Annotated in this window: 6 protein-coding genes; 4 read left to right on the top strand and 2 right to left on the bottom strand. The window is 70.3% G+C overall.

Annotated elements, in window-relative coordinates:
• On the bottom strand, positions 1-1,112 hold a 1,112-nt coding region (locus tag FNH05_RS22725), incomplete at its 3' end, for a class I adenylate-forming enzyme family protein (RefSeq protein WP_144590742.1).
• 102 nt (positions 1,113-1,214) lie between these two features.
• Positions 1,215-3,068, bottom strand: coding sequence for a sigma-54-dependent Fis family transcriptional regulator (locus FNH05_RS22720; RefSeq protein ID WP_144590741.1), 1,854 nt, complete (start codon positions 3,066-3,068; stop codon positions 1,215-1,217).
• 211 nt (positions 3,069-3,279) lie between these two features.
• Here FNH05_RS22720 and FNH05_RS22715 point away from each other — a divergent pair, with 211 nt between their 5' ends.
• Genes FNH05_RS22715 through FNH05_RS22700 form a run of 4 tightly spaced genes read left to right on the top strand, consistent with a single transcriptional unit; the run spans position 3,280 to position 10,145 of the window.
• On the top strand, positions 3,280-5,193 hold the full coding sequence (locus FNH05_RS22715; RefSeq protein WP_144590740.1) for a hydantoinase/oxoprolinase family protein: 1,914 nt from the start codon (positions 3,280-3,282) through the stop codon (positions 5,191-5,193).
• A gap of 28 nt (positions 5,194-5,221) precedes the next feature.
• Positions 5,222-5,650: an acetone carboxylase subunit gamma gene (locus FNH05_RS22710; RefSeq protein WP_144590739.1), complete on the top strand. Its 429-nt coding sequence runs from the start codon at positions 5,222-5,224 to the stop codon at positions 5,648-5,650.
• A gap of 22 nt (positions 5,651-5,672) precedes the next feature.
• Positions 5,673-7,802 (top strand): hydantoinase/oxoprolinase family protein, encoded by a 2,130-nt coding sequence (locus FNH05_RS22705; protein ID WP_144590738.1) that lies wholly within the window; start codon positions 5,673-5,675, stop codon positions 7,800-7,802.
• Positions 7,803-7,838: 36 nt separating this feature from the next.
• The gene (locus FNH05_RS22700) at positions 7,839-10,145 is read left to right on the top strand and encodes a hydantoinase B/oxoprolinase family protein (protein WP_144590737.1); all 2,307 of its coding nucleotides are present in this window, start codon (positions 7,839-7,841) and stop codon (positions 10,143-10,145) included.
• The last annotated feature ends 83 nt before the right edge of the window (positions 10,146-10,228 follow it).

Raw genomic sequence — 10,228 nt, 5'->3', positions numbered from 1 at the left:
AGGTAGCCCAGGAACAGGTCTTCGCCCCGGCGCCCGGCGAGGGTGAGCACGCCCGGCTCGCCGTCGGGGACCGGCGCCCCGGTGACCGGATCGAGGAGGGCGACCCGGCGCCCGGGAACGACGGCGCCGATCCGGCCCGGGTCCGGCTCGCCGGGCCGGTTGGCGGTGACGACGGGCAGGGTTTCGGTCATGCCGTAGATCTGCCGCGGTGCGACGCCGCAGAGCGCGGCGAACTCCTCCCACTGCCCGCGGGCGAGGTTCTGCGCGAACCACACGTGCTTCAGCGCGAGGGCGGGCGCGTCGGCCCGCCGCCGGGCCAGGATCATCCGGATCGGCGCGGCGAACAGGCTCGCGTGGGTCGCGCCCAGTCCGGCGACCTCGTGTGCCCACCGGCTCGCGGTGAACCGGGCGGTCAGCGCCACCGAGGCGCCGGCCGCGATGGCCGGCGCGAAGCAGTAGTACTGCGCGTTCGCGTGGAAGAGCGGCAGGCAGACGTACCAGCGGTCCTCCGGGGTGAGATCCGCGAGGTCCGCCATCACGGTCGCGACGTGGTGGTAGTTCCGCTGGGTGAGTTCGACCCCCTTCGGCTCGGAGGTCGTGCCGGAGGTGAACATGACCGCGATGCGGCCCTCGGGACGGGGGCCCGCGGGCCGCAGCGGACCGGATCCGGGCGGGGCGAGGAGCGGGGAGCCGGGTGCGAGGTCGGCGGACGTCTCGTCGAGCGCGATGACCCGGGACGCGCCCTCGCGCACCACGTCCCGTCTTGCGGCGGCGCACACCGTCACGACGGGACGTGTGCGCGCCGCCTGCCGGGCCACGTCACGGGCCGTCGAGGCCGGATCCACCGGCACCATCCACGCACCCAGCCGGCTCACCGCGAGCCAGACGGCGACGAACGCCGGGCAGTTGCGCAGGATGACGTGGACCGCGGCGCCGGGCTCCACCCCGCACTCCGCGAGCCGGGCCGCGACGCCGTCGACGACCGCGTCGAAACCGGCATAGGTCCACGAGGAGACTTCGCCCTCCCGGGAGTGGAACAGGAGGAAGGTCGCGTCCGGGCGGTCGTGGACGACCCGGTCCCAGAGCGCGGTGAAGGTCGGTGGTCTTCCCATGCGCCGACGATAGGCGCGGGGGAAGCCGCCGGGCCGTCCCAAAGTGGGACACTTCCGGCCGGTTCAAGGACCTTCACGGCGCCGAAGCCCGGGACGGCCCCGTCAGGCGGTGATGCCGTAGGTCCGGAGTTTGCGGTAGAGGCTGCTCCGGGACATGCCAAGGCGCGCCGCGGCGGCGACCCGGTTTCCCTCGGTTTCCGCCAGCGCGGCGATGATCGCGTCACGCTCGGCGATTTCGATCCGGGTGAGGTTCTTCTGGGATCGCGTCTGGCAGTAGCTCGGGAGGTCCTCGTCCTGGATCTCCCCGACCGGGCGCACCCGCAGCGCGTGGATCAGTGCCTCGCGGAGCTGGCACACGTTGCGCGGCCAGGTGTAGCGGGTGATGGTCCGCAGGGCCTTGGGGGAGAGCCGGACTCGCCGTCCCGGGGCGATCTCCTCCAGCACCCGGTGGATGATGAGCGTGAGGTCCTCGGTGCGGCACCGCAGGGGCGGGATGGTCACCGCGACCTCGAAGTGGCCCAGCAGGGCGTGGAACGGCAGATCCGAGTCGAGGCTGGAGTCCGAAACGGTCGCGGCGAAGGTGACCGGAGCCGTCGTGGCGCCGAGGACGGTGAAGAGCTCGTCGATGCGTTCGACGCCTTCCGTGCTCGCCTGGTCGATGTTGCGCACGATGCACAGGGTCTGTTCCCGGGTGCTGCCGAGCAACGGATCGAGATCACTCTCCACACCGGACTGCAGTTGCGCCGCGTCGATCGAGAGGCTGCGCCCGCCGGGGTGGTCGGCGTGGAATAGCTCCGCGACCAGGGTGAACTTGCCCGTGCCGGTCTCCCCGAGCACGATCGTCGGCGCCTTCGCGGCGAGTGCGTCGCGCAGCTCCGAACAGGCCCGGACCCAGGCGGGGGACGAGCCGGCCGCGATCGGGACGTGGGGACGGCGCAGGTCGCCCGCGAGGACCCGGGTCCGGGCCCCGGCGATGGCGACCTGGGGGAGCACGTGATCGGCGAATCCCGCGGCCCCGCCGGGGTTTTCGGGCGCACCCGCCTCGTCGGTGACGACCTCGGCGATGACGACGATGCCCGCCGTGTCGGCGCCGGACACGATCCGGGTCCCGCGGATCCGCACCACCCGCCCCGACCCCAGGGTCATCGTCTCGCTCACGCGGTCCCGCCGCGCCATGAGGAAGGTCGCGTGCTCCCGCACGGCCAGCTGTTCGGCCGGGGCGAACAGGGCCTGGGCGGTGGCGTTCGCCATGACCACCGAGGGGGCGAAGGCGAAGACCGCCTGTCGCGCCGAGCGGGCGTCGGCGCGCAGGTAGGTGTCGAACAGGGCCTGCTGGGCCTGGTTCCGGTCGAGGAGCAGATTGCGCCCGATGTCCTTGGCGGCCGACTTGACCAGCGTGTGCATGAGCGGGCTCCACCCCCCGGCCAGCGCGGAGATGTCGAGGACCCCTTCGAGCCGCCCGGTCAGCGGGTCGATCACCGGCGCGCCGGTGCAGGCGAAGGACTGCAGCTGCTCGGTGAAGTGCTCCGGTCCGACCACGGACACGGCCTGTCCCGCCTCGAGCACCGTCCCCACCCCGTTGGTGCCCATCGTGCCTTCGGCGTAGTTGAACCCGGGGGCGAACGCGACCCGGTCGAGCAGCCGTCCGACCGCCGTGGAGGAGTCCCGGCGCTGGACCACGCGCGCCTGGCTGTCGGTGAGCGCGATGACGAGCGGCATGTCCGCGGTGTCGTCGCCGAGCTGGTCGAGGACGGGCTGGGCGCACCGGACCAGCCGTGAGCTGGTGTCGATGTCGGCGGTGAAGTCCGTGACCGGATGCGCGATGTCGACCCCGGCCTGCCTGCTGCGCTCCCAGGACGCGGCGACGACGTCGGGCACACCTGCCGCGCCCTGCCTGCCGTACTCCAGGAAGTCGGCCCGGGCAGCGGCCATGCGCAGAAGCTGGCTCTCCGGCATAGGGCCTCCTCGTTGCGGCCACCGGTGCGTGGGGTGGCCCCCATGATGCCCGGACACCGGGGCGGAGCCAACCCGGGCCGGTGTCCCAACTTGGGACAGCTCAGGGGCGTGAGACGCCAGCAGGGTGGATCTCACCGTCGAGGGCGACGGCAGGGCCGGAAAGCGTGACGGCCGAGTCGCTCCCGCGGATCCGCTGCGATCAAGGAGTGGCATGGACACCCTCATCAACATCGACAACGGTGGAACGCTCACCGACATCTGCGTGTGGGACGGCACCGGATTCACCTTCACCAAGACGCTCACCACGCCACACGACCTGTCGGAATGCCTGTTCAGCGGCATCGAAAAGGCCTCGGCGGCCCGGTACGGCACGGCCGACATCGAGCGGCTGCTCCACGCGACCCAGCACATCCGGTACTCGACGACGCAGGGGACGAACGCGCTCGTCGAGCGCCGCGGCCCGATGATCGGCATCCTCACCACCCTGCCGGGCCTGGACGGGGCGATGCGGGGGAGCAAGGCCGAGCGGGAACTCTTCGACGGCCTCGTCGGCGAACGCGTGCTGGAGATCGACGGCGACGCCGGCGACGAGGAGATCGACTTCGAGGTCGTGCAGCGGGTCAACCGGCTGGCCACGCTCGGGGCCGCCCGCGTCGTGGTCGCCGGGCGCGACCCGGAGCAGGAGCGGCGCCTGCGGGCCGTGCTCCTGCGCCGGTTCCCCCGGCACCTGCTCGGCTCCATCCCGCTCATCTACAGCTGGGATCTGGCGGGCGACCGCAACGACGCCCGCCGGGTCTGGTCGTGCGTGCTCAACTCCTTCCTGCACCCGACCATGGAGCGGTTCCTCTACGGCGCGGAGCGGCGCCTGAAGTCCTACAAGGTGGCCAACCCGCTGCTGGTGTACCGCAACGACGGCGCTTCCTCCCGCGTCGCCAAGTCGGTCGCGCTCAAGACCTACTCCTCCGGCCCGCGCGGAGGGCTGGAGGGCACCGCGGCGCTGGCCCGCCAGTACGGCCTCGCGCACACGCTGATGATCGACATCGGGGGCACCACGACCGACGTCGGCGTCGTCTCCGGCGACCGGGTCGCGGCCGACGAGCGCGGCAGGATCCGGGGCGTCCCCATCTCCTACCCGATGAGCGACGTCCACTCCAAGGGGGTCGGCGGGTCCTCCGTGATCGCCGTGGAGAACGGGCGGATCACCGTCGGGCCCCGGTCGGTGGGGGCGGCACCGGGGCCGGCGTGCTTCGGGTTCGGCGGCAAGCAGGCGACGATCACCGACGTCAACCTGCTGCTCGGTGTCCTCGACCCGGACACCTACCTCGACGGCACGTTCCGCCTCGACCCGGAGCGCTCCCGGGCCGTGATCACCGAAACCATCGCGGACCCGCTCGGCATCGGCCTCGAAGAGGCACTGGTCCGGATGGAACAGGCGTACTTCGAAGCCCTGTCCTCGGCGTTCGCGCACCTCGTCACCGAGGACACCACCCTGGCCGCCTTCGGCGGGGCCGGGCCGATGAGCGCGACCGGCGCCGCCCGGCCCGCCGGGGTGAAGCGGGTGCTCGTCCCGCGCACGGCCGCGGTCTTCTCCGCGCTCGGCATCTCCTTCTCCGACATCGGCAAGACCTACGAGGTCTGCGTGCCCGAGCCCACGACGGAGTCGGTGAAGGCCACCCACGACGAGCTCCTGGTCCGGGCCGGGCGCGACATGTTCCAGGAGGGCTACGCACTCGCGGCCTGCGAGACCGCGTGGGAGGTGAGCGTCGAGGACGAGGACGGGACTCCCGTCGCGCGGACCCCCTACCGTCCCGGTGACCCGGCCGGCCATCCGGGCCGCCGGCTGTCCCTCCGGCTCACCGTCACCGCGCCGCTGCCGCATCCCGAGCTGGCCCCGGACCGGGAGACCGGGACCCGCCCGGCCCCGGCCGCCGGGACGCGCTCGGTCCGTTCGGCCGCCGACCGGGTCGACGAGGTGCCGGTGCACGTCCTCACCGAGCTCGCCCCCGGCGACGGCGGGGCGGGCCCGGCGATCGTCGAAGGCCCCTTCTTCACCGCCCGCGTCCTGCCCGGCTGGACCTTCCGGGTCACCGCCGCGGGCGATCTCCTCCTGCACGACACCCACTGACCGTTCCGTCCCCGAAAGGAGGCTCGGCGTGCGAGTCCCCATGACCGAGTACCTCGTCATCGACCTCGACACCGAACGCTGGGTCTGCCGCGTCTGCGATCAGGACATGGGCAGCGCCCACGGCAACTACAAGGAGGGCACCCTGGTCCACGACCGGGACCCCCGCGAGATCCACCAGCCGATCATCGACCCCGAGCGGTACGAGTTCACCTTCTCCCCGGACCCGGCGTACTGCCGGATCCTCGAGTACTACTGCCCCGGCTGCGGGACCCAGATCGAAACCGAATACATCCCGCCGGGCCACCCGCCGGCGGTCGACATGCTCATCGACGTCGCGGCGCTGCGCGCGCAGTGGGAAGAGCGCGGCGTGGACCCCGAAGAGGTCCACAACTACGGGCCCGGTGAAGACGCCCAGAAACACACCGCCGCCCTCAAGGCGATCGGCCACCTCCGCTGACCCGCGACCCCCAGGAGTACCCATGAAACGCATCTCCGTCGACATCGGCGGCACGTTCACCGACTGCTTCTTCGTCTGGGACGACACCTACGTCGAGGCGAAGGCGCTCACCACGCACCACAACCTCGCCCTCGGTTTCAACGAGGCACTCGACCTTGCCTGCAAACGAGCCGGGCTCGACCGCGGCACCGTACTGTCCAAGGTGGACTCCGTCCGGTACGCGACCACACTGGGCACCAACGCACTCATCGAGCGCAAGGGCCCCAAGGTCGCCGCGATCGTCACCCACGGTTTCGAGGACACGATCCCGCTCTCCCGGGGCCGCGGTTACGGCGAGGGGCTCGACTACTCGATGCAGCAGAACCTCCCCGCGGCCGAGCGGCCGGAGCCGATCGTGCCCCGGCACCTGATCCGTTCGGTCAAGGAGCGCATCAACTCGGCGGGCCGGATCGTCGCCCATCTCGATCCCGGGGACGTGCGCGCGGTGGTCCGCGAACTCGTCGACGCCGGGGCGGAGGCGATCGTGGTCTCGCTCGTCAACGCCACCGAGAACCCCGTGCACGAGCTGGCCATCCAGGAGATCATCCTCGAGGAGTTCCCCGCCCACGAGCTCGGAGCCATCCCCGTCCTGCTCGGCCACCAGGTTTCGGGCCGCAAGGGGGAATACGTCCGTGCCACCTCGACCATCATCGACGGCTTCCTCCACGAAATCATGTTCCACGCGCTGTCGCAGCTGTCGAACAACCTGCGCGATTCCGGGTACGACAAGCCGATGCTCGTCATCCACAACTCGGGCGGCATGGCGCAGATGAACTCCACCGACGCGCTCCAGACCATCCACTCCGGACCGATCGCCGGGGTGGGCGCGGCGGAGCACCTGTCGACCGAGACCGGGCTCGGGCACGTGATCTCCACCGACATGGGCGGGACCTCGTTCGACATCGGCCTGGTGCCCGAGGGCGGGGTCAAGCACTACGACTTCCTGCCCACGATCGACCGCTGGCTGGTCTCGGTACCGATGGTCCACCTCGACACCCTCGGCGCCGGTGGCGGCTCGATCGCCACCTACGACCGCATCCACCACTCCATCCGGATCGGCCCGGAGTCGGCGGGCTCGAACCCCGGCCCGGCCTGCTACGACCGCGGCGGCCTGCGCCCGACGGTCACCGACGCCGATCTCCTCCTGGGCTACCTCGACCCGGACAACTACGCCAACGGCTACATCACGCTCAACCCGAAGCGCTCCCGGTTCGCCATCGAGGAGACCCTGTGCGATCCGCTCGACCGGGACGTACTGGACGTCGCGCGGGCGATCAAGGACGGCGTGGACGAGCAGATGGCGATCGGGATCGGCAAGGAACTGCGGGTCCGCGGCTACCTGCCGGAGGACTTCACGATGCTCGCCTACGGCGGCAACGGGCCGTTGCACGCGTGCGGCATCGCCCGGCACGCGGGGATCAGGCGAGTGCTCGCGCCGCCGTTCTCCTCGGTGTTCTCCGCCTGCGGTGCGGGGAACATGAAGCAGTTGCACTTCCACGAGCGGGGCGTGCACGTGACGATGTACAACGCCACCACGCGGGCGCTCTACGACCGCTACGACGAGTTCAACGCCGTGGTGGAGGAGCTCGAAGCACAGGGGCGGGAGGACCTCGTCCGGCAGGGCTTCGCCCCGGAGGACGTCAGATACCGGCTCGAACTCGACATGCGGTACGGCAACCAGCTGCTCACCCAGGCGGTGGCGCTGGAGGACATCAACCGCATGAGCGGGGTGGGCGACGTCCTCGCGATGATCAAGATCTTCGGTGACGTCTACAGCCACCGCTTCGGGGCGTCGAGCGCGGCGCCGGAGGCGGGCATCCGGTGCAACACCATCCGGGTCGCGTCCTATGTGGACGGGGACGTGGTGGACTTCGAACCGCTCGAAGCCGGCGGGGAGCGCACCGTGCCCGCCGAGGGCTCGCGCCGCGACGTCCACTTCATCGGCCACGAACCCCCGGTCAGCACCCCGGTCTACGACCAGGACGCGCTCACCCACGAGCACGTCATCCCCGGTCCGGCGATCGTCACCACCGAGAACACCACCTATCTGGTCGAGCCCGGCTGGCGGCTCGAGCCGACGCGCCAGGGCGCGGTGTGGTTCCTGCGGGACTGAACCGCCGGTTACTCGAAAGCAGAAGGAGCCATTGAGATGACCACAATCGAGGACAAGCCGTCGCGGGCCGCCCTGACCACGCAGGAACGGGAATGGGTCGACCGGTTCATGGACGAGACGACCCTCTTCCTCGGCCCCGACCCGGAAATCATGCGCGACCACGGCATTTCGGCGAGGACGGGCCACGAGGAGCGGGCGATCGAGGCCGGGGTCGACCGCCTCCAGGTGGAGCGCATCCGCAAGCGCATCGCCGGCGCGCTCGACGAGGGCTACGAAATGTGCGAGGCGCAGGGCGCCGCCCCTGGCGCGAAATGGGGCGACCTCACCACCGCCATCTACACCGCGGCCGGGGACGTCTCCTACCTGTCCTGCCACGGGGTGATCGCGTTCAGCGCGATCCTGCACCACCCGATCCGCTACATCATGAAGTACTGGAAGGACGAACCCACCGTCGGCATCCACGAGGGCGACGGGTTCATCCACAACGACGCGCGGTTCGGCAACATCCACAACACCGACCAGTCGATGATCATGCCGATCATCCGGGACGGGGAGATCATCGCCTGGGTCGCGGCGACCATCCACGAGGGCGAGAACGGGGCCTGCGAGCCGGGCGGCATGCCGTCGGGCTCCGAGACGCCGTTCGACGACGGGCTGAGGATGAGCCCGTTCAAAATCGTCGAGCGGGGGCGGCTGCGCCGGGACCTGCTGACCTTCCTCCAGCACTCGGTGCGGGACCCCAAGCTCCAGCTCGCCGACCTCAAGGTGAAGATGACCGCCGTGCGCAAGATCATGGCGCGCATCGACAAGATCATCGACGAGGTCGGGGTGGACACCTTCGTCGCGGCCCTGCGCACCACCGTCGAGGACGTCGACGCCGAGGTGCGGCGGCGGATCGGTGAACTGCCCGACGGCACCTACCGGTTCGACCAGTTCATGGACTCCACCCTCAAGGAGAACATCCTCATCAAGTTCGCCTGCAAGATCACGGTCAAGGGCGAGAAGATGACGGTCGACCTGCGGGGCACCGGGCCGGAGATCCTCAACCGGGCGATCAACAGCCCGCTCTGCTCGGTCAAGTCGATGTTCATGCAGGCGATCCTCGCCTTCTGGTGGCCGGATCTGCCCCGCTGCACCTCGGCCATGAGCTGTATCGAGATCATCTCGGACGAGGGCACCTGGGCGGACGCCTCCTACGACGCGCCCATGGGCCAGTCGCTGCAGGCTTCATTCCGCGGGTTCTCCGCGATGCAGGCCCTCTACAGCCGGATGTCGTTCTCCACGCCCAAGAAGTACAGCAACGTCGTCGCGAACTGGTTCAACCAGATCAACACGTTCCTCTGGGGCGGGATCACCCAGCACGGCGACATGGTCGGGAACCTCTGCGCGGACCTCAACGGCATGCCGGGCGGCGCCAAGCCGTTCCGTGACGGCGAGGACGCGGTTTCCCCGCTGTTCTGCGCCATGGCGGACACGGCCGAACAGGAGGTCATGGAGGAGGAGGTCCCCTTCCTGCAACTGGTGTCCAAGCGCCTCGTCCGCGACAACATGGGCTTCGGGAAGTTCACCGGCGGGATGGGCTACGAGATGATCGTCGCCGCCGAGGGCTCCCCGCAGTGGGGCTTCATGACGGTGACCTCGGGCGCGAAGTTCTCCTCCATCTACGGGATGTACGGCGGCTACGGCTGCGGCACCTATCCGCTCGCCATGGTCAAGGGAACCAACGTCTACGAGCACATCCGCCGGGACAACACGAAGTTCGACCTGTCGATCGAGAAGGTCATGAACGAGCGTCCCTTCGAGGACGGCCGCTACTCGACCTACCACATGGGCCTGCAGTTCGACATCGCCAAGGACGGCGAGCTCTACATGATCAGCCAGGGCGCGGGCGGCGGTTACGGCGACCCGCTGGAGCGGCTGCCGGAATCGGTGGTGCGGGACGCCGAAATCGGCCGGATCAGCCAGAAGGTCGCGGAGGAGATCTTCGGGGTGCGCTACGACCCGCAGACCTTCCGGCTCGACGCCGAAGGCACGAAGGCGGCCCGGGACGCCGCCCGCCAGGCCCGGCTGCGTCGGGGCAAGCCCTACGCCGAGTTCTGCGCCGAGCTCGTCAAGCCCGAGCCGCCGGAGGACCTGCACTACTACGGCTCGTGGGGCGCGGACACCGACGACATCACGGCGACGGTGTTCACCATCGACGGGCCGCAGCGGGTGACCGCACCGCTGGGCGAACTGCCGATCGTGATGATCCCGGACCGGCGTGAGGTCAAGATCGCCCAGCTCGAGGCGCGGGTCGCCGAACTCGAGGACAAGCACGGCGAGGAGGTCCGGCGCCTCGCCTGATCCCGCCGGCGGGGGTGGCACCTCGTCCGCACCGGTGCCACCCCCCTTTCCCACCCCCGATCCAGTCAGGAGCAGCCATGCCC

Source organism: Amycolatopsis rhizosphaerae (assembly GCF_007713715.1).
Taxonomy (GTDB): Bacteria; Actinomycetota; Actinomycetes; order Mycobacteriales; family Pseudonocardiaceae; genus Amycolatopsis_E; species Amycolatopsis_E rhizosphaerae.
The sequence above is the reverse complement of the archived record's forward strand: the minus strand, read 5'-3'. Positions and strand labels throughout refer to the sequence as shown.

Coding starts and splice junctions, on each gene's coding strand:
- FNH05_RS22700 (WP_144590737.1), top strand. CDS start 7,839: ATGACCACAATCGAGGACAAGCCGTCGCGGGCCGCCCTGACCACGCAG.
- FNH05_RS22705 (WP_144590738.1), top strand. CDS start 5,673: ATGAAACGCATCTCCGTCGACATCGGCGGCACGTTCACCGACTGCTTC.
- FNH05_RS22715 (WP_144590740.1), top strand. CDS start 3,280: ATGGACACCCTCATCAACATCGACAACGGTGGAACGCTCACCGACATC.
- FNH05_RS22720 (WP_144590741.1), bottom strand. CDS start 3,068: ATGCCGGAGAGCCAGCTTCTGCGCATGGCCGCTGCCCGGGCCGACTTC.